The organism is Pseudoalteromonas sp. GW168-MNA-CIBAN-0100, from assembly GCF_040309225.1.
Lineage (GTDB): Bacteria > Pseudomonadota > Gammaproteobacteria > Enterobacterales > Alteromonadaceae > Pseudoalteromonas > Pseudoalteromonas arctica.
In genome coordinates this window covers 190,590-217,107 of sequence record NZ_JBEOOL010000003.1, presented here as the reverse complement: position 1 = coordinate 217,107, position 26,518 = coordinate 190,590, and the positions used below count along the sequence as shown (strand labels likewise).

24 protein-coding genes and 2 pseudogenes are annotated in these 26,518 nt (G+C 38.0%); 18 read left to right on the top strand and 8 right to left on the bottom strand.

From position 1 onward, the window contains the following. Nucleotides 1–321: 321 nt before the first annotated feature. From AAEY62_RS03025 to AAEY62_RS02995, 7 genes are read left to right on the top strand one after another with little or no spacing between them, the layout of a single operon-like run. Nucleotides 322–987: a Bax inhibitor-1/YccA family protein gene (locus AAEY62_RS03025; protein WP_007580214.1), complete on the top strand. Its 666-nt coding sequence runs from the start codon at nt 322–324 to the stop codon at nt 985–987. A 55-nt stretch (nt 988–1,042) separates the two neighbouring features. Beyond that, nucleotides 1,043–1,396 carry a sulfurtransferase complex subunit TusD gene (tusD, locus tag AAEY62_RS03020; RefSeq protein WP_024592559.1) on the top strand — a complete coding sequence of 118 codons (354 nt, stop codon included), beginning with the start codon at nt 1,043–1,045 and terminating at the stop codon, nt 1,394–1,396. Then, the gene (gene tusC / locus AAEY62_RS03015) at nt 1,393–1,749 is read left to right on the top strand and encodes a sulfurtransferase complex subunit TusC (RefSeq protein ID WP_007580210.1); all 357 of its coding nucleotides are present in this window, start codon (nt 1,393–1,395) and stop codon (nt 1,747–1,749) included. The genes tusD and tusC overlap by 4 nt, the downstream gene beginning before the upstream one ends. Continuing rightward, the gene (locus tag AAEY62_RS03010; RefSeq protein WP_007580209.1) at nt 1,746–2,012 is read left to right on the top strand and encodes a DsrH/TusB family sulfur metabolism protein; all 267 of its coding nucleotides are present in this window, start codon (nt 1,746–1,748) and stop codon (nt 2,010–2,012) included. Before tusC ends, AAEY62_RS03010 begins: the two co-directional genes overlap by 4 nt. A gap of 3 nt (nt 2,013–2,015) precedes the next feature. Continuing rightward, a complete protein-coding gene (locus AAEY62_RS03005) occupies nt 2,016–2,345 on the top strand; it encodes a TusE/DsrC/DsvC family sulfur relay protein (RefSeq protein ID WP_007580207.1) in 330 nt (109 codons plus the stop codon). Beyond that, nucleotides 2,345–3,031: a pseudouridine synthase gene (locus tag AAEY62_RS03000; protein ID WP_007580204.1), complete on the top strand. Its 687-nt coding sequence runs from the start codon at nt 2,345–2,347 to the stop codon at nt 3,029–3,031. Before AAEY62_RS03005 ends, AAEY62_RS03000 begins: the two co-directional genes overlap by 1 nt. After that, entirely contained in the window at nt 3,024–3,461 is a 438-nt protein-coding gene (locus tag AAEY62_RS02995; protein WP_350634581.1) for an NUDIX hydrolase, read from the top strand. Before AAEY62_RS03000 ends, AAEY62_RS02995 begins: the two co-directional genes overlap by 8 nt. A 45-nt stretch (nt 3,462–3,506) precedes the next feature. On the opposite strand, the pseudogene AAEY62_RS02990 reads toward AAEY62_RS02995, so the two are convergent. Further along, nucleotides 3,507–4,778: pseudogene (locus tag AAEY62_RS02990) on the bottom strand (sensor domain-containing diguanylate cyclase). A 360-nt stretch (nt 4,779–5,138) separates the two neighbouring features. On the opposite strand from AAEY62_RS02990, the gene mnmA reads away from it, so the two are divergent. From mnmA to AAEY62_RS02965, 5 genes are all read left to right on the top strand, one after another. Further along, a complete protein-coding gene (gene mnmA, locus AAEY62_RS02985; protein ID WP_007580201.1) occupies nt 5,139–6,239 on the top strand; it encodes a tRNA 2-thiouridine(34) synthase MnmA in 1,101 nt (366 codons plus the stop codon). Continuing rightward, nucleotides 6,239–6,841, top strand: a complete 603-nt coding sequence (hflD, locus tag AAEY62_RS02980; RefSeq protein ID WP_350634580.1) for a high frequency lysogenization protein HflD — start codon at nt 6,239–6,241, stop codon at nt 6,839–6,841. The genes mnmA and hflD overlap by 1 nt, the downstream gene beginning before the upstream one ends. Before the next feature lie 31 nt (nt 6,842–6,872). Further along, entirely contained in the window at nt 6,873–8,243 is a 1,371-nt protein-coding gene (gene purB / locus AAEY62_RS02975; protein WP_010552649.1) for an adenylosuccinate lyase, read from the top strand. Between the two features lie 88 nt (nt 8,244–8,331). Further along, on the top strand, nt 8,332–9,489 hold the full coding sequence (locus AAEY62_RS02970) for a ribosomal protein uL16 3-hydroxylase (protein WP_350634579.1): 1,158 nt from the start codon (nt 8,332–8,334) through the stop codon (nt 9,487–9,489). Between the two features lie 154 nt (nt 9,490–9,643). Further along, the gene (locus AAEY62_RS02965) at nt 9,644–10,102 is read left to right on the top strand and encodes a GNAT family N-acetyltransferase (protein WP_169060878.1); all 459 of its coding nucleotides are present in this window, start codon (nt 9,644–9,646) and stop codon (nt 10,100–10,102) included. Between the two features lie 62 nt (nt 10,103–10,164). Here AAEY62_RS02965 and AAEY62_RS02960 read toward each other — a convergent pair whose 3' ends face one another. The 3 genes from AAEY62_RS02960 to AAEY62_RS02950 form a co-directional block, all read right to left on the bottom strand. Beyond that, nucleotides 10,165–10,611 (bottom strand): DUF4826 family protein, encoded by a 447-nt coding sequence (locus AAEY62_RS02960; RefSeq protein ID WP_350634578.1) that lies wholly within the window; start codon nt 10,609–10,611, stop codon nt 10,165–10,167. Between the two features lie 117 nt (nt 10,612–10,728). Then, nucleotides 10,729–12,132: a M28 family peptidase gene (locus tag AAEY62_RS02955; protein ID WP_350634577.1), complete on the bottom strand. Its 1,404-nt coding sequence runs from the start codon at nt 12,130–12,132 to the stop codon at nt 10,729–10,731. Between the two features lie 118 nt (nt 12,133–12,250). Continuing rightward, the gene (locus AAEY62_RS02950; RefSeq protein WP_206006115.1) at nt 12,251–12,598 is read right to left on the bottom strand and encodes a hypothetical protein; all 348 of its coding nucleotides are present in this window, start codon (nt 12,596–12,598) and stop codon (nt 12,251–12,253) included. Nucleotides 12,599–12,792: 194 nt separating this feature from the next. Between AAEY62_RS02950 and AAEY62_RS02945 the strand changes: the two genes are divergently transcribed. Continuing rightward, nucleotides 12,793–13,590 (top strand): class I SAM-dependent methyltransferase, encoded by a 798-nt coding sequence (locus tag AAEY62_RS02945; RefSeq protein WP_350634576.1) that lies wholly within the window; start codon nt 12,793–12,795, stop codon nt 13,588–13,590. A gap of 6 nt (nt 13,591–13,596) precedes the next feature. Here AAEY62_RS02945 and AAEY62_RS02940 read toward each other — a convergent pair. After that, nucleotides 13,597–13,955, bottom strand: a pseudogene (locus AAEY62_RS02940) (GFA family protein). 480 nt (nt 13,956–14,435) lie between these two features. Between AAEY62_RS02940 and AAEY62_RS02935 the strand changes: the two are divergent. Further along, a complete protein-coding gene (locus AAEY62_RS02935; protein WP_165743154.1) occupies nt 14,436–15,272 on the top strand; it encodes a hypothetical protein in 837 nt (278 codons plus the stop codon). Between the two features lie 150 nt (nt 15,273–15,422). After that, a complete protein-coding gene (locus AAEY62_RS02930; protein ID WP_197236942.1) occupies nt 15,423–17,270 on the top strand; it encodes an ABC transporter ATP-binding protein in 1,848 nt (615 codons plus the stop codon). A 130-nt stretch (nt 17,271–17,400) separates the two neighbouring features. Here AAEY62_RS02930 and AAEY62_RS02925 read toward each other — a convergent pair whose 3' ends face one another. From AAEY62_RS02925 to AAEY62_RS02915, 3 genes are all read right to left on the bottom strand, one after another. Further along, nucleotides 17,401–17,820 carry an MAPEG family protein gene (locus AAEY62_RS02925; RefSeq protein WP_002963227.1) on the bottom strand — a complete coding sequence of 140 codons (420 nt, stop codon included), beginning with the start codon at nt 17,818–17,820 and terminating at the stop codon, nt 17,401–17,403. Nucleotides 17,821–18,009: 189 nt separating this feature from the next. Further along, nucleotides 18,010–20,334, bottom strand: a complete 2,325-nt coding sequence (locus AAEY62_RS02920; RefSeq protein ID WP_350634575.1) for a tetratricopeptide repeat-containing diguanylate cyclase — start codon at nt 20,332–20,334, stop codon at nt 18,010–18,012. A 240-nt stretch (nt 20,335–20,574) separates the two neighbouring features. Beyond that, a complete protein-coding gene (locus AAEY62_RS02915; RefSeq protein WP_350634583.1) occupies nt 20,575–21,678 on the bottom strand; it encodes an endonuclease/exonuclease/phosphatase family protein in 1,104 nt (367 codons plus the stop codon). A 296-nt stretch (nt 21,679–21,974) separates the two neighbouring features. Between AAEY62_RS02915 and AAEY62_RS02910 the strand changes: the two genes are divergently transcribed. The 3 genes from AAEY62_RS02910 (at nt 21,975) to AAEY62_RS02900 (ending at nt 26,337) form a co-directional block, all read left to right on the top strand. Continuing rightward, nucleotides 21,975–24,269 carry a peptidase U32 family protein gene (locus AAEY62_RS02910; protein WP_350634574.1) on the top strand — a complete coding sequence of 765 codons (2,295 nt, stop codon included), beginning with the start codon at nt 21,975–21,977 and terminating at the stop codon, nt 24,267–24,269. A gap of 10 nt (nt 24,270–24,279) precedes the next feature. After that, a complete protein-coding gene (locus tag AAEY62_RS02905; protein ID WP_024589158.1) occupies nt 24,280–24,939 on the top strand; it encodes a glutathione S-transferase in 660 nt (219 codons plus the stop codon). A 135-nt stretch (nt 24,940–25,074) separates the two neighbouring features. Beyond that, nucleotides 25,075–26,337, top strand: a complete 1,263-nt coding sequence (locus tag AAEY62_RS02900; protein ID WP_350634573.1) for a valine--pyruvate transaminase — start codon at nt 25,075–25,077, stop codon at nt 26,335–26,337. The last annotated feature ends 181 nt before the right edge of the window (nt 26,338–26,518 follow it).

The following is a 26,518-nucleotide window of genomic DNA, read 5'->3' as shown; positions in this document are numbered from 1 at the left end:
AACCCTAGATGGGCTATAAACCCATGCCGGTTTTCAAGACCGGTGCATTCGACCACTCTGCCATCTCTCCGCACGGCCTGCATAATAGGGAAACCCATCCCTTTTGTGAAGCTTTTTTTTAAATTAATTGTTTAAGTGCTTAAAAAACAATTAATTTGTCTAAAGTTAGAACAAAGTGTTTTTAATTTAGCCGTCAATACTCTTTTATTTAAATATTTAACTCTATTGATCTACAAAGGTTTGCCCAAACATATAAGAGTTGGTAATCTAATTTTAGTTAAATTATCGAAACACACACGTTTCACTTAAAGGAGCTCTACAATGGCGTTTAATCAATCGTACAATACCGCGAAACCGGTAATGTCTACCATTGAAACAAACAAGGTACTTAAAAACACCTACTTTTTACTAGCTATGACACTTGCATTCAGTGCTGTTACAGCCGGTATTTCAATGGCACTACAATTACCTTACTTTATGGGAATTGTGTTTACACTTGTTTCGTTCGGTTTATTATTTGTTGTAAATAAAAAAGCAGATACAGCATCTGGTGTATTTTGGGTGTTTGCTTTCACAGGTTTAATGGGGGCAGGCTTAGGTCCATTGCTTAACCATTATGCTGCAATGCCTAATGGCCCAATGCTTATTATGCAAGCGTTAGGTTCTACGGCGCTTATCTTTTTTGGTTTATCTGCTTACGCACTGAACACTAAAAAAGACTTCTCATTCATGGGTGGCTTTTTAACGGTTGGCTTAATCGTTGTGATTGTAGCTAGCATTGTTAATATTTTTGTTGGCAGTTCACTTATGTTTATGGTGCTTAATGCGGCAGTTGTATTGATCATGTCTGGTTTGATTTTATTCGATACAAGCCGAATCATTAATGGCGGCGAAACCAACTACATTCGCGCAACAGTGTCTTTATACCTAAGCGTATATAACTTATTTACGTCTTTACTTGCTCTACTTGGCGCAAGTGATGACTAATTAAATAGTTCTGTTAAAATAGCCCCTTAATTGGGGCTTTTTTATTGGAATTGTTTTGTCACGTTTTGTTCTTTCATTACATACACCACCATCCGATCACGATACAACGCAAAGGTTAGTTAAGTTTGCGAATGCATGTTTAGCCCAAGGGCACACCATTGATGCTATTTTTTTATACCAGCAAGGTATTTATCATGCATCTACCCACTTTGATTTATCCTCAGACGAACTTCAAATTTCAGCACTTTGGCAGCAACTCGCCGATCAAAAACTAAATTTAATGCTGTGTGTTACCGCCGCTGAAAAACGCGGGTTAGATATTAAAAACACAGGTGTATTTGCAGTCGCAGGGCTAGCTGAATTTGCAATGCTTGCAAGCGACGCTGATAAATGGATGCAATTTAAATGATAAACGTATTAGTAATGAGTCAGTGCAGTCCATTTGACGATTTAAATATTCGTGATGCACTTGATATGACATTGATATTTGCTGCCGTTGACCAAAATGTGAGTTGGTTGTTTAGCGGCCCCGCCGTTTTGGCTTTAAAAAAACATCAACAACCAAACAATATTGGTTTAAAAGATTTTTTTAAAAACATTAAAACACTCGAAATCTATGATGTTGAAAACATCTACGTGTGTGAAAAGTCATTGCTTGATTATGGTTTAAATAAGCATGATTTACTCATAGAGGCAAAGGCACTGAACTTTAGTCAACAACAAACATTAATTAAAGCGCAGCAACATGTGGTGAATTTATGAGTACATTACATATTTTTTCTAAGCCGCTTAATTACTACTCGGCAAATCAGCTAGAGAACTTAATTTTATCAGACGATAACGTGCTACTTGTTGGTGATGCCTGCTTTGCAAAAAAACAATTTAGGCAATTTGCAGATACACTGTTAATACTTGAACAAGACGCGCAAGTACGTGCAATAAAATTAACAGATAACGATAAAGCCATTAGCTATGAAGACTTTGTAGCACTCACTTTATCAACTAATCAATCAATTACGTGGTAACTCATGCTTGAATTTAACAACCAACAGATTGAAACCGACAAACAAGGCTACTTGCTTGACCATACTTTGTGGTCAAAGGAGCTTGCACCTGTAATTGCTATCCAAGAAAACATTACCCTTAGCGTTCAACACTGGGAAGTCATTAACTTTGTTCGTGATTTTTATATTGAATATAACACCAGTCCAGCAATTCGGATGCTTGTAAAAGCAATGGCTAAAGCACTCGGTGAAGACAAAGGAAACAGCCTTTATTTATATAAATTATTCCCTAAAGGCCCTGCTAAGCAAGCAACAAAAATCGCCGGATTACCAAAACCAGCTAGGTGCATATAATGAGATCTAAATCAGGCAATAATCAAGTAACTGAATCCAAGCCAAAAAGAAGTACAGGGCGTACTTATTCTCGCAGTGCACTTAACAAAACGCCTTCAGGTAAAAGAGAAATAAAGCCGCAAATAGCATCTAAAGACAGAAAAATTGTGTTATTCAATAAACCATTTGATGTGCTATGCCAATTTACAGATGACGCAGACAGAAAAACTCTCGCTGAGTTTATCCCTATTAAAGAAGTTTACGCAGCAGGAAGATTAGACAGAGACAGTGAAGGTTTATTACTTTTAACAAACTGTGGAAAATTGCAAAACACCTTAACTGCACCTGATAAAAAAACGAATAAAACATACTGGGCACAAGTTGAAGGTGAACCAACAAGTGAATCAATTAATGATTTATGTAATGGCGTAGAACTTAAAGACGGGCTTACACTCCCCGCTAACGTTAAAATAATTGATGAACCTACAATTTGGACGCGTAATCCGCCTGTACGCGAGCGAAAAGCAATCCCGACTACTTGGTTAAGTATTACCATTAACGAGGGTAAAAACAGACAAGTTCGCCGAATGACCGCGCATATTGGCCACCCTACACTTCGCCTTATTCGCTACAGTATTGGCAACTATACGTTAGATGATATTAATTGTGGTGAATACAAAGTAATTAAGGGTGTAGTTGATGCATAAACCGCATGTAACAGTTGCGGCAATAGTAAAAAAGCAAAATGAGTTTTTACTTGTAAAAGAGTGCGATAAATTTACAAAGCAAATTTGTTACAATCAACCAGCGGGTCATTTAGAGCAAAACGAAACTCTTGCACAAGCCGCAAGCAGAGAACTACTTGAAGAAACAGGCTTAGCGCTTGAGCCAGTCGGCTTTTTAGGTGTGTATAATTTGCATGCCGAAAATGGAGTGCACTATTTACGATTCTGCTTTTTATTTGAAGCGCCTGATAATATAAAAGCGCCAACGCCAATAGATACCGACATTATCAGCGCTAACTGGTACACATTAGAGCAAATAAAATCACTACCGCTTAGAAGCCCTTTAGTATTGAAGTGTATTAACGACAGCCTGAATCGACCAGTATTAAGCCTAGAAACTATTTATAATTAGCTATATTGGGGAGTAGCTTAAATAAAATAATTAACTCTATTTTATTTACTCGGAGCTTAGCGCTATGCAGTTACGCCCTTGTTTTTTAGCATAATACAGGGCGTTATCAGCGGCTTTTACAAAGCTAATTTCATCACTATTTGTATAGTCACTGATGGTATTAATACCCATACTTATAGATAAAAATCCGGTAAAGCTATCCTGGTGTGCAATAGCTAAGCTTTCTACAGCTTTTTGTATTTGCTCAGCTATAAACAGCGCCCCTTGCCTATCGGTTTGAGGTAATAAAACAACAAATTCCTCTCCCCCATAGCGAGCAACAAAATCTTCTGGGCGACTAACCGTTGAAGCAATTTTTTGAGCCACATCATATAAACACGTATCGCCCGATACATGCCCATACCGGTCATTAAATTGTTTAAAATGGTCAATATCGATAATAATCATCTATAGCATGCCTTCGCATTCTTTTGCTCGTTCGTACTCATGCGTTAGTTTTTCATCAAACCGACGCCTATTTGCAATCTTGGTTAATGCATCCAAAAAGGCCATATCCCTAAGTATATCCTCTGCTTCTAAACGCTCTGTAGCATCATTAAAAACAGCTAAGAACTCTTCACCTATATCAATCCCTGATATCTCCATCATCACTTGTGAGCCATCATGACAAGACACACGATAGTTATTTGCGGGTATATCGTTATTATTATTCAGCGCTTTTTCAAGTGAGTCTTGCCACAGCTCTTTTGCAAGTGCTCTGTATTGCGGATCTGGATACGCTTTTTCCCACCACGATTTAAGATTAGGTACATCCTCTACTGTATAACCAAAAACATCTACAAAACGTTGATTAACTTTCAAAATATCACCCGTCTTAGCACACACATTACATACCGGCATTGGCAAAACGGTAAATAACCTAGCGTAGTGACTTATCTCATGTTTGCGCATAGGGTTGAGTGTACTTTGAGGTAAGTAACTCATTGGCATATCACTTTTTTCAATACTAAGCTTTTCATCCATTTCTAAAGCGAAATACCATTCAAGCCACCAGTGCTCCACATGCTCCAGCACCTTTAGCTCAATGTTCTTTTTAACGGTTGAACCCTTTATTAAGCTAAATAACTCATGTACATGGTTTGGTTCTTGGTAAATATGAGGGTTTTTGAGTTTTATTAACTCATAAAAAAGGTGATAGGCTGACTTTTTAAACTCTGTCGTTTTACTGGAGAGTAATTCACTATCCACAAAATCAGATTTGCGTGTGTAGTGTTCAACTAAAGAATTTATCTTGTTTATTTGATAGGCATAATTCATATATTCATTCCATTGACTATATATCAAGCGACTTAAAGTGGTTTACATTCATATACTCACCACTATTTTTATTTTATTAAGTGTATATTTACTCTAGTAGTTTTAAAAGAAAATACTATTAATAAAACTTAATAACTACATGAATTATTCTATAGTCTTAATTTATTAGTAAAGATCACTTTAATATTACTAAAGTTACAGCCTGATAACGCGCTTAAGTCTAGTTTGCTATTTGTTATATAAATAAAATACTGACTAATTCCCCTCTTTGCGCCCTTAGTCTCTTTAAGCACAAACAAAATACATGCTATAATCGCGGCCTTTCCAAGTTAACAGCAATCTGTATAAGCGAAATTATTCATGAGCGAAAATAGTCACATTAAAGTCATTGTTGGCATGTCCGGCGGTGTTGATTCTTCTGTATCTGCATATTTATTACAACAACAGGGCTACCAAGTAGAAGGCCTGTTTATGAAGAACTGGGAAGAAGACGATAATGATGAATACTGTGCTGCCGCTGATGACTTAAAAGATGCACAAGCAGTGTGTGATAAGTTAGGCATTGAACTTCACACAGTAAACTTTGCAGCAGAATATTGGGACAATGTATTTGAGTACTTTTTAGCTGAATACAAAGCAGGTCGTACACCTAACCCAGATATAATGTGTAACAAAGAAATTAAATTTAAAGCCTTTTTGGAATTTGCTGCTCAAGCACTCGGTGCTGACTTTATTGCAACGGGTCACTATGTTCGCCGCGAGCTTCGCGATGACAAATACGTAATGTGTCGCGGGCTTGATAACAATAAAGATCAAAGCTACTTCTTATATACTCTAAGCCATGAACATATTGGCCAAACGTTATTCCCTGTAGGCGATATCGAAAAACCAGAAGTACGCCGCATAGCAGAAGAACAAGACCTAATCACTCACGATAAAAAAGACAGTACAGGTATCTGCTTTATTGGTGAGCGTAAATTTAAAGACTTTTTACAAAAGTTCTTACCAGCACAACCTGGCGTTATCGAAGACACTGACGGCAATAACGTAGGTGAGCACGAAGGCTTAATGTACCACACACTTGGACAACGCAAAGGCTTGTTAATTGGTGGTATGAAAGAAGGTTCTGGTGAGCCTTGGTACGTAGTAGATAAAGACCTTGAGCGAAATGTACTTATTGTGGGCCAAGGTAAAGATCACCCTCGCCTATACAGCAACGGTCTTAACGCAAACCAACTTCACTGGGTAGACCGTATTGGCCCTAAAGGCACAACTCGCTGCACAGTAAAAACGCGTTACCGCCAAGAAGACTTAAGCTGTACCTTACTTGTAGGTGAAGACGGCATGGCCCGCGTATTGTTCGACGAGCCACAAAAAGCAGTGACGCCAGGTCAATCTGCCGTATTTTACGCAGAAGATATCTGTTTAGGTGGCGGTATTATTGATTCGGTGATTAAGTAATGAATGAACACCAAGTCATGGCGCTTGCCGCCATGTGCCAGGCTGCTAAACAAGTTCAAAAAATTGCCCAATATGGCAACAATAACGAACATGATTTAGAAATATTACTTTCAAGTATTATTCAAACATCTCCGGCATCGCCAGAAGATGTTTACCAAGGTACTAACAACTTACGTGATGGTTACAAAACATTAATGGCGCAGCTAACCGCAGGCGCTCAAAAAGATGTTGAAATTGTAAAGTACGTAGGTGGTTTAATGCAGCTTGAGCGAGCACTAAGTGCAAACGACAAAAGCTTAAACGAATTAGGTAAACGAATTGATGATATTCATCGTCGTTTAGACCACTTTGCTATTACCGATGAGAGCGTTGTTGCCGGTTTAGCAGATATATACTCGTCGGTGCTGAGCCCCCTTGGGCACCGAATACAGGTTTATGGTAAACCCGAGTTATTAAAACAGCAGCTCACTCAAAATAAAATCCGTGCGTTATTATTAGCCGGCATTAGAAGTGCAGTATTATGGCGACAAATGGGCGGTAAACGCCGTCACTTTTTCTTTGCAAAAAGAAAAATACTCGCCATTGCTAAAACAAAAATTTAACTATCGTTCAAACTAAAATTTAGGAGTTATTATGGAGCTTTCAGCGTTAACGGCTATCTCTCCAGTGGATGGTCGCTACGGCAGCAAAACCACTGAACTGCGCAGTATTTTCAGCGAATTTGGCTTAATCAAATACCGCGTAATTGTTGAAGTGCGTTGGTTGCAAGCGTTAGCTGCAGCAAGCGATATTAAAGAAGTACCTGCATTTAGCGAAGAAGCTAATGCACTTCTAAACGCCATTGTAGATAACTTCAGTGAAGCTGATGCACAACGCGTTAAAGATATAGAACGCACTACAAATCACGATGTTAAAGCGGTTGAATACCTACTAAAAGAAAAAGTAGCCGATAACAGTGAGCTTCATGCAATAAACGAATTTATTCACTTTGCTTGTACTTCAGAAGATATTAACAATCTATCTCATGGTTTAATGCTAAGCGAAGCGCGTAAAAATGTTTTACTTCCTTATTGCGATGAACTTTTAAGCGCAATTAAAGCCAAAGCAATTGAATACAAAACAATCCCAATGATGACTCGTACGCACGGACAACCTGCTACACCATCAACTATGGGTAAAGAGTTTGCTAACGTATATATGCGTTTAAAACGTCAACGCGGGCAAATTGCACAAGTAGAGATGCTAGGTAAAGTTAATGGTGCTGTTGGTAACTACAACGCTCACCTTAGCGCATACCCAGATTACGACTGGCACACACATGCAGATAAATTTGTATCAAGCTTAGGTTTAACACTAAACCCATTTACTACACAAATTGAACCGCATGACTATATTGCAGAGTTGTTTGACGCAATTGCACGTTTTAACACTATATTGTTAGATTTTGACCGTGACATGTGGGGTTACATTGCCCTTAACCACTTTAAGCAAAAAACAATTGCTGGCGAAATTGGCTCATCAACAATGCCACATAAAGTTAACCCAATTGATTTTGAAAACTCAGAAGGTAACTTAGGCTTAGCAAATGCTATTTTTGCTCATCTTGCACAAAAATTACCAGTTTCTCGCTGGCAGCGTGATCTTACTGATTCAACCGTATTACGTAACCTAGGTGTAGGTATGGGTTATGCAATTATTGCATACCAATCAACGCTTAAAGGTGTAAGTAAGCTTGAAGTAAACGAGCAACGTTTAGCTGACGAGCTTGATCAAAACTGGGAATTACTAGCCGAGCCGATTCAAACGGTTATGCGTAAATATGGTATTGAAAAGCCATACGAAAAACTTAAAGATTTAACACGCGGCAAACGTGTAAATCAAGAAATAATGGCTGACTTCATCGATGGTTTAGACCTTCCTGAGCACGCTAAAGTAGAAATGAAAAAACTAACACCTGCTAATTACATTGGTCGTGCTGTTGAGTTTATTGATGATTTAGTTTAAAAACTAAATTACTCTTTTAAAAAGCGAAAGGATCATCCTTTCGCTTTTTTTGTTTTAACCCCATTGCACTAACTAGTAGGCATAATGTATGTATCAATTAAAAATAAATAATTTGTCTGAGCAAGAGTTTTTAAGCCATTTTTGGCAAAAAAAGCCGCTTTTAATCAAACAAGGTTTTGCTAATTTTCAAGACCCGCTTGATGCTAATGAACTTGCCGGCCTAGCAATGGAAGAAAGCATAGAGTCACGTATTATCACCAATCATAAAAATGACTGGCAAACGCACCAAGGTCCATTTGAAGACTTTGAGCAGTTAACAGACGATCACTCTACTTTACTCGTGCAAGCAGTTGATCACTGGCATAGCGATGCTGCACAACTGCTAGAACCATTTAGGTTTATTCCAAACTGGCGCATAGATGATTTAATGATCAGCTATTCAACGCCTAATGGTGGTGTTGGTCCACATTTAGACCAATACGACGTATTTATTATTCAAGGCGAAGGTAAACGTCATTGGCGTGTAGGTCTGCCTGATCCATCACTTAAACAGTTTGCTCAAAACAAAAAATTATTGCAAGTTGAACCTTTTGAAGCCGTAATAGATTGCATATTAGAACCTGGCGATATTTTGTATATTCCACCAGGGTGCCCTCACGAAGGTTACGCTGTAGAAAATGCGCTAAATTATTCAGTTGGTTTTAGAGCGCCAAATCAACAAGATTTACTCTCAAGCTTTGCCGATCATATTATTGATACCGAAAGTGGCCAAAAGCGTTATACCGATCACAACATAACGCTCAGAAAATCAAAAGGTGAACTTACAAATCTTGAAGTTGATAAAGTTAAAACATTGATGGCGGCACTTTTAGAAAATGACGATTTATTTAAACAATGGTTAGGCTCAACGCTTAGTCAGCCCAAACATGAAATGGATTTAGCACCAGTAGAACCTCCATTTACACCTGAGCAAATAAGCGATGATTTAAGTGATGAAGAAACTGTGTTTGAGCGTTTAGGTGGCACGCGTGCTATTTATCAGCAGCTCGATACCGAAGTGTTATTAAGTGTAAACGGTGAAAATTACGCTATGCCATTAACTGACTTAGCGGCGGTAAAACTACTTACCGATAATACTGAATTTGAAAGTTCAGCATTAAATTCAACAAACCCAAGTTTAGTTTTTACTCAAACCTTTACTACACTTGTTAATGAGGGGATCTGGTTTAATATAGACCAAGAGTAATAATACCAATTTTATTAATAATGATGAGCATTTTGCAGCGTAAAGTATTGTGTATACAGGTTAGTTAAAAATTTTAATTTTCACCTGATATTGGCTTAAATAATTTTGCTGTGATTGCTTACTCATTTTAATTGGGTATCAATAGGAGTTTGCAATGGGCTATCTGGTTGATAAGGTTGAATGGGATATAAAAAAAGATATGCTACAAAAAATTCGAGAACGAGTTTTTGTTTACGAGTTACATATCCCCAAGCACATCGAATTCGATAGCCTAGATAAAATTGCATTACATGTACTTGTTACAGACGATGCAAACTGCCCTATTGCAACAGGTCGACTGTGTACAGATGGCTTAATCGGCAGAATAGCGGTATTACCCGAGCATCGAAACCGCAAAGTATATAAATCACTTCTTAACTTTATTGTTGAATTAGCGTCAAACCAAGGCATTGAAGAAGTTAGCATTAATTGTATTTTAAATGAGGTAGAGCGTTTTAAGCGAAATGGCTTTATTCAGCAAGGAAATGTTTTTATGGAGGCGGGAATTCCTAGACAGCGTATGCAATGCCCTGTTTCAGCATTTAATACAACCCCCTTCACACTTGTCCATTAGATAAAGAAAAGGGCAATAAATATGCTATCACCCTATACATTGTTACTTAACCCAAACTGTAGCTACTTTGGTTCATTAGCCCACAGCGGTTCATTATCATACATTTCGTACAAGCCATGTGCTCTATTTATAAGTAAGTTAGCAAAGTCTACCTGCGTTTTATCTCGCGCGCCTGTACTCATAATTTGATCCGCTTTTAATTGCCACTGCAATGAAAAATAACGCATTGCATCGCGAGCATCTGTAGCTGCACTTACTTCAGCATGATCTGTAGGTAATCGCCCTGTTACTACCCAATATGTTTTACCGTTTTGAGCTTTAAATTTCCACATTGCACAAAGTGGTGCTAAAAATCGGCTGTCTTTATCAACTACTGATTTTGGCATAATGCCCTTTTCGGCTAAATGCTTTTGCGCTGCTTGAAAACATTCGCGTTGCCACTGCATTCTTTGCTCATCAGTTATAACTTGCTCTTTTGCTGTTAACTGCTTTTTTTCTTGTTGTTGCATTTTTAATAACCTTTTACTTCTTTTTTTACACTCTAAAGGCTTAGTAAATAAGGTGCAAGTATAAAAAGGTAGTTTGCACCTTAAAGCTCTCTGTTTGCTTTGTTTTTAGCCAAACTATTATTTTATATTGTGATCAAACGAACCTACATCACCCGGAAAAACTACTGGAGACTCAACACCGTCTTTACTAACAGATGCTACACCAAAGTAATAATTATCAATCACTACGTTCTTAAGTGTGTACTGTGAAACCTTACCAACGTATTTACTAAACTGCCATTGCGGCTCGCTCGTGTAACGCCAATAAATTTTATAGCCAGCAATATTTTCATCACTGCTTTCTTGCCATGAAAACGACGTATCAGCTGTAACAGCGCCCTTTATTTTAACTTCTTTTGGCGGTGCGGGTGCCCACGCCATAGACGCCATCGTTACCGCATTAAGTGAGGTTAACTTGGCTGTATAATCAAAATCAACGCCTTCAATGGTATCACCATACTCAACACCATTTTCAGTGCGTAAATCTTGATGTTGACGATCGTAGTGCTCGTTAGTTTCCATAATACGCACTGCTGCAAAACCTGCGTCATTAAATGGACGGTGATGCCCACCACGGCCAAATCTATCTAATCGATATACAAGCATTGTATCTAAATTAGGAATATATCTGTCAGCAATAGTATCTATGTAGCGAGCTAAATTACGACTCGCAGAATCAACTTCACCACCTGTAAAGCGGCGAGTATTAGCTTGCTCTTTTGTTTCTACAACACGGGTACCTTCTGAAAATATACGTGCAGTCGTGTTATCAGTTACCCCATTAATACCGGTAATATTGCCAATCATATCGTTGTTTAAAACACCATGAACTTGCCAGTTATGCTTTTGTGCATAAGCCGTTAATATTTTACCGCCAAACAAACCTTGCTCTTCGCCCGAAAGCGCCGCGTAAACTACCGAACCATTAAATTTGTATTTACTTAAAACACGAGCTGCTTCTATTACTCCTGCCACGCCCGATGCATTATCATTTGCCCCAGGAGAGTCGCTAGTAAAGTCCATAACATCACTTACACGTGAATCTATATCACCCGACATCATCACCATGCGATTAGGCTCGCTCGACCCACGTTGAATAGCCACTATGTTAACCACTTCAACAGGATTAGGAATGCGTTTTTCGCCCGATATAGTGTCCTTTACTTCAATAATTTCCAGACAACCACCACACTGTACAGATATTTTTTCAAATTCTTTTTTTATCCAACGCCTAGCCGCACCAATACCTCGCGTATCCGATTTAGTCTCTGAAAGCGTATGGCGAGTACCAAAATCCACCAGCGTTTGAATGTCACTACCGATACGGGTAGCCGACACTTCACTTGCTATATCGTGTAACTTTTGTTGGTCGGTATATTGTAACTGCGTTTCACCATGTGCTGATAATGCAAGTGTGCAAGCGCCTGCAATTGCAGTAAATTTGAGTAACGTTGTTGTGATTTTTAAAGGTGTTTTAAGCATCTATTAGCTCCTAATTATTATAGTGTAACCATTACTTAACTAGGATTTTATGGCAACACATTTGAGGTAGATGCAGAAAGGAGCACGCTAAAGCGCAGTTATAGTAATAGTTAGAGAGTTAATTGAGTCGTACAATCAACATAATACCGGTCATAGGAATTAACCCAAACATCCACAGCTTTATTCCTAAAATATATTTTTTAAAGTTCCCTTTATTTATACAAGAGCTAACTCTACTTCTATAACCGTTAAAATCACCCAAAATTAAAAACACAATTCCAATTACGATTGCGTAAAATAAAGCGCCAATAAGTAAAGGGTTTTGCTTAAAAGTACTGATTATTTTATCTAAGTGGCGAATGTCAAACGTCATCGCTAAAAGAAAACTATATACAGTAGATATCATGGCTAACAATGCTGCAGCATTGATGGCAGTATTTTTATTTCTTGAGTCTAATTTTTTCATCCACTGAGCACACACAAAATGAACGGCGCAAATAAATGTTCTTATTTTCAATCCTTGAATAACATCTAACTAATTAATTGCTAATACAATATTATATTTAGAGGTTAAATTACAAACCTTGTTACACAAAAATCTATTAAAAAATGTGTTTTTCGTGGCACACTGTCATTGTTTATATATTAATAGTTTAAGTTATGCGTCAGCTAAAAGAAGATACAGTTAAAAGTAACCTTATTGAGTCGCAGCAAAGTGCATACGGCCCCGTATGCGTGTATCAAAATAAAAAATATCGTTGGTTAACGCTTGCACAAAAAACCAATGAAGACATTATAATTCAGGGTGTTATGAACCTTATACACCCTGAGCAAGTAATCGTACCGGTAAACCAGTGTATGATGTTATTTTTACTTAAACCGGTAGATACACTAAATATATTAAATTTAGGTTTAGGCACGGCAGGGTTTGAGCGAATTATGTATCACTTGCAAAGTAATACGCCTTACATAAACACTATAAATACATTTAACACGGTAGAAATAAACCCAAGCATTGCCTTAATTGCCGCCCAGCACTTTAAGTTACCAATTAAGCACAGCACCTATTTACAATGCGCCGAACAATATATTACCCAATGCACTGATCACTTTAACGTAATCACTATAGATATTTTTAGTGGTGAATATCACCTGCCTTTTTTAACCTGCGATAGCTTTTGGCAAAATATAAATCGCTGCAGTGAGCAAAATACGCAAGTAATCATTAATTTAAACCCACAAACAGGCCAAGAGCTGCAAATGCTTTTAGTACTTTTAAGGCAACATTTTAAGTGCTTAGGGATAATAGAGTTTAACGAATACAAAAATATAGTGATCATACTAAGCCAGCAAACATTAATGCATATAAACGTTGATGAAATACAAAACTCACCGGTGTTTATAAACTTTGCGCCAGACCTTTATAAAAGTATTAACAGCATTTACCACATTGAATAAAACGCGTTACCGACCAGGTTCATGTTTTTCATAGCACGGTAAGCTTGTTTCTAGCTTCTCCCAGTTAGCTTTAGACGTAACAAAATTATGCGATAAAACCTGCTCAGTAATATCGCTATCAAATATTCCTAAACGAATTCGTATTCTGCTTTTGTCATCATTATTGCTACTATAAACCGGCGAGCCACAACATTTACAAAGCCATTGGTTGCAAATGCAGTCCCGCTGTTTTTTCTGCACAGTGAACAATGACAATGACAATGAATAATAGTAGGGCGTGTTGTTCTTTGGTGGTTGAATTTGCAGCAGTGTGTTTGGTATTTAGGCAAGGCAGAGCCTATGATATGTGGTTGTTCCCCATACATAGGCGATAACGTAGCATAAAGACCAAACATGCGCTGCCCTTTGGGTTCTTTCTAGGGACGATTGACTCTTTGTTGCTCGGTTTTTACTTAGCCCACTAGGTTACAAACCTTGCGCCGCGATTAAATCGCCCCTAGATTGAACAAATTTCAATCCATAAAGAACAACACGCCCTAGTTATACTACCCGACACTTCAACGCTTACCTCACCGCACAAACACGAACCCGTATACATATAACATCCTAACTATTAAATTATTTTAAACTCAGCTGAAATTTGCTGAGTTGATTTAATGGATAAGTTTACTGGTTAATTTTTTGAATGGAATAATAATTTTTATATCTCCGCAATTCCCACGCCATACCTATTTTTTTAATGATTGACATAAAAACATTAAATTGGTTACATAACCTTTACTTTAAAGTTATAGCCAAAACAATAATTGGTTAACCAAAAAACCTAAACTTACTGAGAGCCAATTATGCATTGTAAACACATGTCACTTTTATGTTTGTTAAGCGCGTTAGCGTCGTGTTCAACCATTTCTAAAAACACATCGAGCGATTGGCTACTTATTGATGACTTTGAAAATTCACTTAGCAAGTGGCAAAGTGTCGATACGCAAAATGAAACTAAGCCACAGGTTAAAAACCCACAAATAACAGTTATACAATCAGAACAAGCAAACTCATCAACAAATCATTATTTACTAAAAAAGCCTGCGGCTGAGAGCATTGTAGGAAATCGTAAAGCGCTTTCTTATACAAAACTTCCACAAGCGGTTGAAGTTGGCGACACCTACACATTTTATATGCGTATAAACGTGGCTGCTTTTCCTAATAACCATGCTTTTGGATTAAGCAACCTTACGCCAGAGCTAATTAATAAACATGCGTACGATGCGTTTGAGCCTACACTTCGCGTAACTGATAAAACAGAATCAAACGGGCTTGTAAACGATGGCGCATTAATGGTTAAAACCGACAGCGGGTATAGCAACATTCAAAACTACACTACCAAACAATCGGCCAAGCCACTGCAAACAAATACCTGGTACGACGTATGGTATGTTGTTAATAACGCAGCAGTCTCAGAGCAAGGTCAGCAATATGATGTTTACGTAAAAGGCGGTGAATTTAGCAAGCAAACACTGGTGTATAAAAATGCACAATTTAGAATGAAGCGCGAACAACCTCTTATATATTTTTTAGCAAACTGTAATACAGGCCCAATTAAAAAGCCTTACGGAAATGGTGGCCTCAGATATGACGATTTATACATGAGCAAAGGTACAAACCTAAATAACCCAATGCTATAAAAGTAAGTGAAGTGTTTTTAGGTGTTCTTTTATACATAAGTTTATATTAATAACGCTCTAGCATATTCACAATTAATACCTTACAAACCTGCATTTAAAAATACTTAAATGGTATAATAGCCACCATTATTTGCCATTTAAGTTTTTAAAATGTATCGATTATTTGAAAAAATGACAAAAGCATTTCCTGAGGATCAACCTACTCAGCCGCCTTCTACTTTATTTGCTTTTTGTCGTCACTACACCAAAGGAATGGAATTGTCGTTGGTGCTAATGTCAATCAGCGCCGCCATGCTCGCTATTTTAGAGGTTTCTTTATTTAGCTACATGGGCCAACTTGTTGATTGGTTAACGGCCTACACACCCGAAACCTTGTTTGTAGAGCAAAAATCAGAACTTATCAAAATGGCTGTCATGCTCTTACTGGTATTGCCCGTAGTCGTATTTTTTCATTCTGCTATTTTGCACCAAGCATTACTGGGCAATTACCCTATGTCGATTCGCTGGTTAGCGCATCGTTATTTACTGCGCCAAAGTGTGAGCTTTTATCAAAATGAGTTTGCAGGAAGAATAGCCACCAAAGTATTACAAACCTCTTTAGCCGTTCGCGAAACAGTGACCAAACTACTCGATGTATTAATGTACATAGTGGTTTATTTTGGTTCAATGGTATTTTTAGTTGCCGAAGCTGATTGGCGCTTAATGATCCCTTTACTGGTTTGGTTAGTTTTATACATTTGCGTACAGCTTTATTTTGTACCGCGCCTTAAAAAAATTGCCAGCTCACAAGCCGATGCGCGCTCAGAAATGACCGGTCGAATTGTTGATAGCTACACAAATATTTCTACTATTAAATTGTTTTCGTATACCCAGCGTGAAGAGCAATACGCAAAACAAAGCATGGATGTATTTTTACAGCCTGTGTACAAACAAATGCGCTTGGTAACCAGCCTAAACTTTGTTATTCAAAGCTTAAATTATTTATTAGTATTTTCAGTTACCGCAGTATCACTTTATTTATGGTCGCTTAGTGCGATTAGCGCAGGTGCCATTGCAGTTGCTGTTAGTTTAGCGCTTAGATTAAACGGTATGGCGCAGTGGATCATGTGGGAAATAAGCAGCTTGTTCGAAAACATTGGCACCGTAGCCGATGGCATGAAAACACTGTCAAACCCTATTGAAGTTGCCGATAAACCAAATGCCGATACGCTTAACGTAAGCCAAGGTGCCATTGAGTTTAGCAACGTACACTTTAACTACGGAAAAGCTGCAAACGAGACTAATCGCAGCCCAGTAATGGACGGTTTAAACTTAAACATTAAGCCTGGCGAAAAAATTGGTTTAGTCGGCCGCTCTGGTGCAGGTAAATCAACACTTGTTAACTTGTTACTGCGTTTTTACGATACCGACTCAGGAACAATAAAAATTGATGGGCAAAACATCACAGATGTAAGCCAAGAAAGCCTACGCCGCTACATAGCGATGGTTACGCAAGATACGTCCCTGCTTCATCGCTCAGTAAAAGACAATATTTTGTATGGTCGCCCCGATGCAACGCAAGCTGAGATGATCAACGCCACCAAACAAGCCAAAGCACTTGAGTTTATAAACGACTTGGTAGATAGCAAAGGCAACAAAGGCTTTGATGCTCAAGTGGGCGAACGCGGTGTTACTCTTTCGGGCGGTCAGCGCCAACGTATTGCTATTGCACGTGTGCTACTTAAAAATGCACCCATACTTATACTCGACGAAGCCACCAGCGCACTCGACTCAGAAGTAGAAGCAGCAATTCAGGCAAGCCTTGATGATTTAATGACAGGCAAAACAGTAATCGCGATAGCGCATAGGCTCTCAACCATTGCACAAATGGACAGATTAATTGTACTTGATGACGGCGGCGTAGTTGAGCAAGGCACTCATGAAGAACTAATCGCTAAGGGCGGGATTTACGCAGCCCTGTGGACACATCAAACAGGCGGGTTTATAGGCGTCGATTAGCCATTAATATTACCTTACTGTAGACGTGGTTTATATTCTGCTGCTACCTAAACAAAAAAGCGAAGATGCCTTAAAGGCTCTTCGCTTTTTTGTTTAAAGTTATAAATAGAGTTTATAACTTTTTTATAAACTAAGAGATTAGTCTTAACCCTATCATTATCAGCATAACCACATTAGCAAGCACACCAATTAAGAAGAAGTAACTACGTGGGCTTGGGTTTTTCTCCGTTGCTATAGCGTAGTACAGCGCCATGTGAATTAAACGCGCAATTAAGTACACCCAAATACACATAGCAAAAATCGGGCTTTGATAATTAATTACAAACGCAAATAACACCGTACCTATAAATAATGCGCTGTTTTCAAGCGTATTATGAAACGTACGATGCGCTCTAAATATAAAGCTATCGTGCGATAAATCCTCGTCAATTTTACCTGGTACAGCATTTGGCTCTTTAGCTTTGCTAAAAGTAGCCACAGCCCACTGTACAAGCAACATAATTAAATAGAGGTAAAAAGCCAAATAGGCCGAAAGTGCAACTTCAGTCATTACTAAATCCCTTATTTTGTTTTTTAACTTAGTTTAGAATGCAATTTTAAAGCCTAAGTTAATACACTGATATTTAAAGGGTTAATTTAATAAGCCTGATTACATGTGTAAGTAACTCACGACGTTGTATAAAGTTTACTTGTTATGATTTTAAAAATAACATCAAAACTGAGCTGTATACTGCTAGGTTTACTCCGATCTAAAAAGCTTAAACTCTTCAAACGCACAATCCCACAACACAACTTGATTACGACCCAAAGACTTAGCCTCATAAAGTGCTAAATCGGCCTGTTCAATTAACTCAGAAGGTGTTCTGGCTTTAAATTTAATAGACGTAACCCCAAAACTACACGTAACAGGAATATCATCAAATATCGCTTTTTCTACTTTAATACGAATAGCTTCAGCAATACGTATTGCTTGCTCTTGAGTCGTGTTGGGTAAAATAATACAAAATTCCTCGCCACCAAAACGGGCCACGCTATCGCTCGTACGTATATTGGCTTGTAAAAGACTGGCAACGCCACAAAGTACGGTGTCGCCAATGCTGTGCCCATAAGTATCGTTAACACTTTTAAAATGGTCAATATCGACCATTAAAATACAGTACTCTTCAATCTGAGGTAAATCCAAAAAGTCGCGATTCATAATCTCAAATAAAATACGGCGGTTATAACAATTGGTTAAAGGGTCTCGCGCGGCCAAATAGTCTAACTCTTCATTACGTTTTTTAGAGGCAATAAAGCTTCGATAAACCAATAAAACAATAGCTAAACAAGCGGCTAATAAAAATGCGAGCGCAATACTCGCGTATTTGTTTTTTGCAAGCTCTAGCTCTGATATAACCCTAGCTTGGCCTGATATTTCAATTTCATTGTTTTTCTTTTCAAGCTCAAGTTGATGGAGTTTTTCTTTTTCTCTTAATGTCTCCAGCTCTACTTCCATTTTATGCAAGTGCAAATGTGCTTTTTCAAGAGCAAGCTTACTTTCGTCTCTTTCGTATTGAATTATTTCGGTTAGGGCTATTTCTTCTTCCGCGTAACGAAGTGACTCATCTAAGCGTCCACGCTGTTTTTCTGCTATTCGAATTTCACGATAAGCGTATAGCATATGTAACTTATCATCTATTTCGGTTGATAAAGCGAGTGACCTTTTTAGTAAAGAAATCGCCTCATTTGTATCAATACCAATTAAAATCCCCGCAAGCGCTGTTAGCGACTTTATCTCATAAAGCTTACTGCCTGTTTCTCTGGCGAACGACAACGACTCTTTGTAATACTTTATAGCCTTGTTTTTATTCCCTTGGGCACGATAAATATTAGCAATAATACGCGCCGTTATAGAAATGTAGGATGTAAGATTTTTGTTTTTATAAGTTACATAAGCTTTTTTAGCATATTGCATCGCTGATACTAAATCGCCAGACTCATAGTTAATAACAGCCATTTCTCTTAAAGCTGATGCAAGCGTTTTTTCCTCGACCATACCTTTTGGCAAATCGATAGTTATTTGATAGAAAATCTCGGCCTGATCAAACTGCTTTAATCGAGTGTATAGCAGCCCCATTTGATTCGATGTTTTAGCAATCCCAAGCACGTTATTTACTTTTTTATAATATAAATATGCCTCATTTATATGCTTAAGTGATTTTTCATAAAGGTTGATATGGCGATAAATAATACCAGCACCTAATAATGCTTTAGCTAAGCCGGCAGGATCGTCAATTTCTTTATGTATTTCTAATGCACGAGTGGAGTAATCAAGGGCTAAAACTAAGTTGTCTAAATAGCGCTGCGCTTCTGCTAGTGTATTTAATGTACGCGCCATTAACTTTAAATCATCTAAATTAGTATATATCTCTAAAGCTTTGGTATAAAAATGAGCCGTTTGCTCTCTATTTTTGAGGCGTTTGTACGACTGAGCTAATTTTTTATACGTTTCACCTAACTGTCTTTGTATTAATTCGTCTTCGTCAACAAGGTATTTTAAAGCAGATGTATATTGCGCGTTCGCGTTATTGTACTTTTTTTGCTCATAAAACGAATCCCCCTTAGTAAGGAGCACTTGCGCTATAAAAAAGTCATCGCCATACATAAGGGTTGTTGGTAATAAAGTTTCAATGCGGGTAGTAAGTTCGTCATAACGTTTTTCTTCTAATAATATATTTATATAATTAATAGACGCCTTTATTTGGTTTCGTGAATCATTTAATTTGCTGTAGTAAACAGAGGATTGTAAAAAGTGCTCGAGCGATGCATTAATATTGTTATTTTTTTTATTCGCCCTACCTAGCAAGTTATGTAGCTTTGCGCTGAGTAACATGTCATCAGCACTTTGCGCTTGTGACAACAACGACTTACTTAGTTCAATACTTGTTATAGCGTCAGTATCTATAAGTAATTCAGCTCTTTTAAGCAGCCCTGCATTAGATTCATTAGTTAAACTGTATGAGGTGGTTTCTTGTGCGTAAGCGCTGTTTAAGCTAACAAACAAAGCAAAAAGCAAAGCTTTCACTAAAAATGTAAAATTATAAATTCGCTTTACAATGAAACTATGTATTTACGAAGGTAAATCCATATTTCGCTTATGATTCAAGTAGGTATAAAATTCCATATTTACCATTTTAGTAATTTATTATTAATGCAATTCGAAAGGCTGATGATAAAATATACAACCCGGCGCAATACATCAAGTATTGCTGCTATATGAATACTTTTAATTTATAATTTTAGCATAATTATGCATAGAGCAAGCCTAGCTTCTTAGTTTTAGTGTAACTAACACAATTCCATGATCAGTACTTAAATCATCACGCTCAAATTCGGGGTTAATTAAGTGACGATCATAAGTATTATACTCAATCACCTCAAAAAAACTGCCAAGGTAGCTGGCATCAAACTCACAAGATAATAAAATATAATCAAGCACGGAGCTGCTCGCGCCATAATAATGTGTTGGTGCTCTTAAAGGCATAAGCTTAGTTGCATTAACATTTTTTGCTTCGTTTTCATCAGCTAAATCAAAAATGCCATTGCTTTCACTATCGCTTATTTCATCGCTAGTCATTGCCTCACCATTAGACAGTCCATCTTCGTTTAGCTGCGACTTAACAAACAAATCCCATGAATCATTTAAACAATATTTAGCGAGGTAGGTTTTAGCATCAAATGCAGGCGCAAAGCGTAGCGTACTTGTCAGTAAATGGCTTAATACGCCATCCGCAAGTTCATTATTAAAGTCTCCCATTAATAGCATGGGTTGTTGCGTAGCTTCGCGACGAGCAATCATTTGTATCATTAGTAATGTAGATTCACTGCCACGCTGAATAGTTGAGCCCCACCCACCCGCTACATTCGCTTTTAAAATTTCAATTATGTTTTGCTCGGGTGTAAGCTCTTTATTATGCTCATCGACATTAATCATTGGGCGCTTAGATTTAAAATGCACCACGTAACAATCGGTATTACCTATATGCGGCAGCGTTATAGTTGCTCTTAGTACTTTGCGACTAAAAGTAAACTCACTATTAAGGCCAAGCCCAATTGCAAGCTCACTATCGTGCTCAACCGCTGCTACTTCAACTATGGGGTATTTAGAGGCGATTGCCACTACGGGGCGTTTATAAATAAAGTCATCAATCACCTCTGGCGTATCAACTACAGCAAAGTAATTATAACCTTGCTCGCCTACTAGCTCTTTTAATGAGTCAATGCTAAACACTTCCTGAAAACCAATCACATCAGGGGCATGTTCTGTTAAGTAATCAACAATCCAGCGCTGCTTTTTAGCCCACTGCTGCACAGTATAAATTTTCTCAAACTCGTAGTATGCATTGGGCGGCTCAAGATAGTTAAACAGGTTAAATGTGGCTATTTTTAGTTGGGTGTTAATAATTCCAGATTCATCACTTTTTAAATCTGTATCTAACTGTTTAAGATCTTGATTGCTGATGGGTATCGCCTAAGTAAAGTTGAAAGTGTTACTTGCTTATAAACTATCATTTTATTACATGTTTACGTAATAAATCAGCCAGCTTAATTGTAATTTTATACACTCTTTTATTTTACTACTTATTATATCCCTCAATAAATAGCATTAACGTGCTTAACCAGATAAAATTCGCGGCAATTAAATATGAGCGAAGTGAAGTTGTAATGAGTAGAAAGATTGAACTATTAGCCCCAGGCGGTGATGTAAACGCGGTAAAAGCCGCCATTGTAGCCGGTGCTAATGCGGTTTATTGTGGGTTAGATACCTTTAATGCACGTAACCGAGCGTCTAATCTTTCGTTTGATGAGCTTAACGGCGCACTTCGCCTAGCCCATGAATACGGCTGTGAGATTTTTTTAACGCTAAACGTAGTTATATTAGAGCACGAAATGGGTGCGCTATTTAAGCTATTAAATCAGCTAGTAAATACCACGCTCGACGGTATTATTGTGCAAGATTTAGGGTTATTCAATATAGTTAAAAAGCACTTTCCTACTTTGCATATTCACGCATCAACGCAGTTAACTACGCATAACGAATCACAGGTTGAGTTTTTAGCGCGCATTGGCGCTACACGCGTAAATTTATCGCGCGAGCTTAACTTAACTGAAATTAAAATACTGACCGATGTAGCGCATAAATGCGACGTATTAACCGAAGTGTTTGTGCACGGCGCCTTATGTATTGCGTTTTCAGGGCAATGTTATTCAAGCTCAGTAAGTGTGGGTAACTCGGGTAACCGTGGTCGTTGCTCGCAAGCGTGTCGTGATGAATACGAGCCAACGGCTATGGGTAACAAACACCCATTAAACTTAAAAGATAATTCAGCTTATTTTGATTTACCAGAGCTGGTAGCCGCAGGTGTTGACTCGTTAAAAGTAGAAGGCCGTATTAAAGGCGCTAACTACGTACATACGGTTATTGATAGCTGGCGCAAACAAATAGATACCTTTGTACAAACCGGTAACTTAATTGAAGACGACTCAAGCTTATACAAAGTATTTAACCGTAATTTTACTAATAAGTTTTTGCAAGGTGACATGACAAAAAACATGTTTACCGATAACCCGCGCGATCATAGCTTTGATCACGCTAACGAAAAGAGTAACGCGATTTCGGTTGTGCAAATTTACGATGCACAACAAGAGCTCGCCGCAGAAAAAAATGACATTGATACATTGGTTAAAAAGAAGATTGAGTTTTTAGATATTTCAAAACGAGAACTACGCTTTAAGTTTAGCGGTCAATTAAACCAGCCATTTACAGTAACACTGACAATAAACGATAAACACGACAACACCCTAGCAGAGCAAAGCGCCCTTCAACCTCTACGCTTTGAAGTTCAATCGCAAATGCCTATGCAAACCGCCGATAAATCGGTTGTTGATATTGCAGCTATAGATAAACGCTTTAAAACCTTTAGTAATGCCAATTTTGACATTAAAAATATGGATTACTCAAACTTAGGCGACAACTTAAGCATTCCGTTTAAAGAGCTCGCCCGTATTAAAAAGCAAGTCGCGTTTTTGTTAAACGAAGGTAAAGAGGTACTCGCCCCTGTTGAACTGCCTAAACTAGTTAATCACGAAAAAGTCGATAAAAACAAAACAACACTCTCTATTTTAATATCGGACATAAAAGACGTTCACCTATGTGATTTAACTGACGGCGATGTTTACTTTAAATTACCTGAAAGCTTTAGAACCGATAACGATAAATACATTAATGTATTTTTAGAGCATCCACAGTTAATTCCGTGGTTTCCGGCGGTGTTAATTGGTAAAGATTTTGAAGAAGCAGTGCGTTTGCTTGAGGTTGTAAAACCTAAGCTTATTATTAGTAACAACACAGGCGTAGCATTTAAAGCAGTAAAAATGGGCATTGACTGGATTGCAGGCCCATTATTAAACACCACAAATTCTTACGCGTTACTAACACTACAAGAAGATTTAAACGCAAAAGGCGCGTTTATTTCAAACGAAATAAACAAACCACAAATGCGTAATATTAAACGCCCTAACAACTTTAAAATGATGTACAGCATTTATCACCCAATACTAATGATGACCAGCCGACAGTGTTTTTTCCAGCAAACCGTTGGCTGTAAAAAACCACGTATTGACGCAAGCTGTATGTTGAGCTGTAAAAAAGAAACAACCGTTACCAATGTTAAAGGCATTAGCTTTGCAATTGATAAACAAAAAGGCGGCTACCCGAGCATTTATAACCATGAGCAATTTTTAAACATGGATATTGTGAGTGACTTTGCCGAAAAATTTGACGAATTTATGATTGATTTAACCGACATTGGTTCAGGCGATAAAGAAAAACTGGATAAAGCTGTGTTACTTGCGCATTTTCAAGATTTAATTAACGGGCAAACACAAGCGGTTGAACACTTAAATAGCTTGGTTAAAGTGCAAACCCGCCAGCAATATGTTGAAGGCCTAAACAGCTAAGGTAACTAACATGACATTGCCATTATTATATTCATTACAACACTGCCCATACGCAATGCGTGCACGAATGGGTATTTTAATGGCAGAGCAACACGTGCTACTACGCGCTATAAAAACTAAAAATAAACCGCCGCATCTATTGCAAATATCGCCAAAAGGCACTGTGCCTGTTTTATTACTGCCGAATAATCAAGTAATCGATGAAAGTCTAGACATTATGCTCTGGGCGCTCAAACAAAACGATCCGTATAATTTACTGCATACTCAAGACCCATTAGCACTTGAGCGCATGCTTGAGTTAATTAAGCTAAACGACACGCAATTTAAACCCGTGCTCGAAAAGTACAAATTTTATGCTCGTACAAAAGACATGGCACAAATTTATTACCAAAAAGCCTGCGAAGAGTTTATTAAGCAATTTGAAGCAAAACTAACCACGCATAAATACTTAATGGGCGATGAAAAAAGTCTAGCCGATTATGCCCTGCTGCCATTTATTAGACAGTTTACCCGCGTAGATAAACACTGGTACTTACAAAGTGAATACACGTATGTACGCGCATGGTTAAACGAGTTTTTGCACGCCCCCATGTTTACCAAAGTTATGACCAAATTTGATTTGTATATGGACTGCGGCGAAGAGTTTTTGTACGGCGTTAAAAAATCTTAACTTAGCCTTTGTTTTATAGAAATTACATTGTCATAGCTAGCTACAAAGCTAAGCATTGAATTATTCTCATCATCGAATTTAAGCCATTTATTTACGCTATACTGCCCTCCCCATTACTAACAAACGCTATGCATTATGAACTACTCAAACTTTGGCACTAAATTCACACAACCCAACGGCATTACTCAGTTAATGGAAGATTTAGGTGGTGCTAAAAACAGCAACAATCCTAATATTGTTATGCTCGGTGGCGGTAACCCCGCACTAGTACCACAAGTAAATGAGGTTTTTTTAAGTGAATTACAAAAACTCGTTACCAGTAACAAGGTATCGCAAGTATTTGGCCTTTACGACGGCCCTACCGGTAACGACGAGTTTAGAGCTGCATTAGCAGGCCAGCTAAGTAAAGAGTATGCATGGGATATTAGCGCCAATAACGTAGCACTTGGTAATGGCAGTCAAGCTAACTTTTTTGTGCTGTTTAATATGTTGGCAGGCGAAATGCCGGATGGCAGCCATAAAAGGATTTTATTTCCCCTTGCGCCAGAGTACATAGGTTATGCCGATCAAGGTTTATCGGCTGATATGTTTGTTGCCATAAAGCCTGATATCGAAATTTTAAATACAGGTAGTGCATCAAAACAGTTTAAATACGTAATTGATTTTAAAGCAGTTGAAAAAGTACTAGCAAACGACAGCAGTATAAGCGCGCTGTGCGTATCACGCCCTACCAACCCAACAGGTAATGTAATTACCGACGATGAAGTAAAACACCTTGATTTGCTCGCTAAGCAATATGGTCTTCCACTCATTATTGATAACGCGTACGGCGATCCGTTCCCAGGTTGTATTTACACCGACGCAAACCTAACGTGGAACTCAAACATTATTTTATGTATGTCACTTTCAAAACTTGGCCTACCAGGTTTACGCAGCGGTATTGTGGTTGCAAACAATGAGATTATTAAAGCAATTGGCCGCGTAAATGGCAGTATGGTTTTATCGCCAAATAGTATTGGCCCAAGCTTAGTGACACGCTTAATTAACGACAACGAACTACTCCCACTGTGTCGTAATGTTGTACTGCCTTTTTATCGTAATAAAGCACACATAGCGATTGAATTGTTTGATGAAGTATTTGCCGAACTGCCTGTTTATTTGCACAAAGTTGAAGGCGCATTTTTTATGTGGCTGTGGTTTAAAGATGCAAAAATGACAAGCGAGGTGTTGTATCAAAAGCTTAAAGAGCAAGACGTGTATGTGATCCCAGGTCACAACTTTTTTATCGGCATTGACGACAGCTGGGCGCACAAGCACGAGTGTATTCGTATTAACTATGCTACCGATGCAGATATCCTAAAAAAAGGCTTAGAAGCGATTAAAAACCTAATAAAGTAAATATACTGATGCCGATATTAATATCGGCATCAGTCATTTAACTCGCTTATATATTCGTTTAAAATTCATGCAAACGCACTGTATCCCCTTTAAATTTATATACAAGTTGGTATCCTACGCGCCCTTTTTTAATAGCAATTCGCTTAATTAAGTGATCTATTCTGAGGTGAGAAAATCGTGT

Coding starts and splice junctions, on each gene's coding strand:
- AAEY62_RS03000 (WP_007580204.1), top strand. CDS start 2,345: ATGAGATCTAAATCAGGCAATAATCAAGTAACTGAATCCAAGCCAAAA.
- tusC (WP_007580210.1), top strand. CDS start 1,393: ATGATAAACGTATTAGTAATGAGTCAGTGCAGTCCATTTGACGATTTA.
- purB (WP_010552649.1), top strand. CDS start 6,873: ATGGAGCTTTCAGCGTTAACGGCTATCTCTCCAGTGGATGGTCGCTAC.
- AAEY62_RS02955 (WP_350634577.1), bottom strand. CDS start 12,132: ATGCTTAAAACACCTTTAAAAATCACAACAACGTTACTCAAATTTACT.
- AAEY62_RS03005 (WP_007580207.1), top strand. CDS start 2,016: ATGCTTGAATTTAACAACCAACAGATTGAAACCGACAAACAAGGCTAC.
- AAEY62_RS02995 (WP_350634581.1), top strand. CDS start 3,024: ATGCATAAACCGCATGTAACAGTTGCGGCAATAGTAAAAAAGCAAAAT.
- AAEY62_RS02900 (WP_350634573.1), top strand. CDS start 25,075: ATGAACTACTCAAACTTTGGCACTAAATTCACACAACCCAACGGCATT.
- AAEY62_RS02970 (WP_350634579.1), top strand. CDS start 8,332: ATGTATCAATTAAAAATAAATAATTTGTCTGAGCAAGAGTTTTTAAGC.
- hflD (WP_350634580.1), top strand. CDS start 6,239: ATGAATGAACACCAAGTCATGGCGCTTGCCGCCATGTGCCAGGCTGCT.
- AAEY62_RS02905 (WP_024589158.1), top strand. CDS start 24,280: ATGACATTGCCATTATTATATTCATTACAACACTGCCCATACGCAATG.
- AAEY62_RS02960 (WP_350634578.1), bottom strand. CDS start 10,611: ATGCAACAACAAGAAAAAAAGCAGTTAACAGCAAAAGAGCAAGTTATA.
- AAEY62_RS02930 (WP_197236942.1), top strand. CDS start 15,423: ATGTATCGATTATTTGAAAAAATGACAAAAGCATTTCCTGAGGATCAA.
- AAEY62_RS02935 (WP_165743154.1), top strand. CDS start 14,436: ATGCATTGTAAACACATGTCACTTTTATGTTTGTTAAGCGCGTTAGCG.
- AAEY62_RS02910 (WP_350634574.1), top strand. CDS start 21,975: ATGAGTAGAAAGATTGAACTATTAGCCCCAGGCGGTGATGTAAACGCG.
- AAEY62_RS03010 (WP_007580209.1), top strand. CDS start 1,746: ATGAGTACATTACATATTTTTTCTAAGCCGCTTAATTACTACTCGGCA.
- AAEY62_RS02925 (WP_002963227.1), bottom strand. CDS start 17,820: ATGACTGAAGTTGCACTTTCGGCCTATTTGGCTTTTTACCTCTATTTA.
- mnmA (WP_007580201.1), top strand. CDS start 5,139: ATGAGCGAAAATAGTCACATTAAAGTCATTGTTGGCATGTCCGGCGGT.
- AAEY62_RS02945 (WP_350634576.1), top strand. CDS start 12,793: ATGCGTCAGCTAAAAGAAGATACAGTTAAAAGTAACCTTATTGAGTCG.
- AAEY62_RS03025 (WP_007580214.1), top strand. CDS start 322: ATGGCGTTTAATCAATCGTACAATACCGCGAAACCGGTAATGTCTACC.
- AAEY62_RS02965 (WP_169060878.1), top strand. CDS start 9,644: ATGGGCTATCTGGTTGATAAGGTTGAATGGGATATAAAAAAAGATATG.
- AAEY62_RS02950 (WP_206006115.1), bottom strand. CDS start 12,598: ATGAAAAAATTAGACTCAAGAAATAAAAATACTGCCATCAATGCTGCA.